The 1,503-nt window shown below is 75.2% G+C and carries 1 pseudogene; it reads left to right on the forward strand.

What is annotated here, in order from left to right:
- Positions 1 to 24 precede the first annotated feature (24 nt).
- A pseudogene (locus WCD41_RS31005) lies at positions 25 to 1,503 on the forward strand (hypothetical protein); the annotation flags it as partial.

Here is a 1,503-nt window from a genome sequence, read left to right on the forward strand (position 1 = left end):
CCTCCGTCCTCGTCAGAGACGATCTTGTACACAGGCCATCTGACAGGCTCCGGCACCGCCGCCGGCCTCGACGACAACGCCCTGATCGACCTGCTCGCCACCGAACTCCACCCCGACAACAACGGACCCGACGACGGGCCGGACGACGGGCCGGACAACGGGCCGGACTGGGGACCCGACGGCGGACCCGACGGCGGAATCGACAGCGGACCCGACAGCGGACCCGACAGCGGACCCGACAGCGGACCCGACAGCGGACCCGACAGCGCACCCGACAGCGCACCCCACAGCGCACCCCACAGCGCACCCCACAGCGCACCCCACAGCGCACCCGACAGCGGACCCGACGGCGGACCTGGCAACGGACCTGGCAACGACGGGCCGGACGACGGGCCGAACGACAGCGGCCCCGACGACAGCGGACCCGACGGCGGCGGCGAGGAGCCGGTCGACGACGGACCAGACGACGACGAGCCGGAGGGCGACAAGCCGGACACCGACGGACCGAACGGCGAGCCGGGCACCGACAAGCCGGACAGCGACAAGCCGGACAGCGACAAGCCGGACAGCGACAAGCCGGACAGCGACAAGCCGGACAGCGACAAGCCGGACAGCGACAGACCGGACAGCGACGGACCGGACAGCGACAAGCCGGACCGCGACGAACCGGACAGCGACGGATCGGGCGACGAGCCGACCGACGAGCCGACCGACGCCGAGCCGACCGACGATGCGTCAACCGGCCCTGGCACCGGCGGCGACAAGCCCACCCCCGGCGACGACACCGACGGAGAGGACGGCGACGAGGACGGCGACGAGGACGGCGCTGGTCCCCCGGACACCGTGCCCATCGGGAGCGCCTCGGCGGGTGGGGTGCGCGACGGGACCGTGGAGCTACGGCTACGCCTGACCACCGCGCTCGGCCTCGACGACCTGCCCGCCCACGTCCCCCGCTGGGGCACCCTCACCGCCCCCACCGCCCGCCGCCTGCTCGAGCGCTACCGCCGCGGCGAATGGCGCATCGTGCTCACCGACCCCGACGGCCGCCTCGACCACGTCCTGCTCGCCCGCCACCGCCCCACCCTCACCGACACGCAACGACCAGCCGAGCGACCACCCGGGCGACCACCCGGCCCCCGCCGCCGAGCGCGGCGGGGGCGGCACGGACCAGCCATCGTCGAACTCCAGGTGCCGACGACGCTGCTCGCCGCCCCCGACCCCGAACTCGACCCCGGACAGCACCCCGCCTGGGCCGCGCTGCTCGCTGAACTGCGCGCCCGGCTGCCCGACCTACGCGCCCGCCCACCCGGCGCCCCCGACGACCACGTCCACCCCGACGCGGCCCGGCACCGCCGCCCCAGCACCGAGATCGACCGCTGGACCCGCACCCGCGACCGGCACTGCATCGCGCCCTCGTGCCGCCACTCCGCGCACACCGGCGACCTCGACCACACCCTCGAGCACGCCCGCCACGGCCCCACCCTGAGCCGCAACCTCGGCGCC

The organism is Actinomycetospora aeridis (assembly GCF_037400275.1).
Lineage (GTDB): Bacteria > Actinomycetota > Actinomycetes > Mycobacteriales > Pseudonocardiaceae > Actinomycetospora > Actinomycetospora aeridis.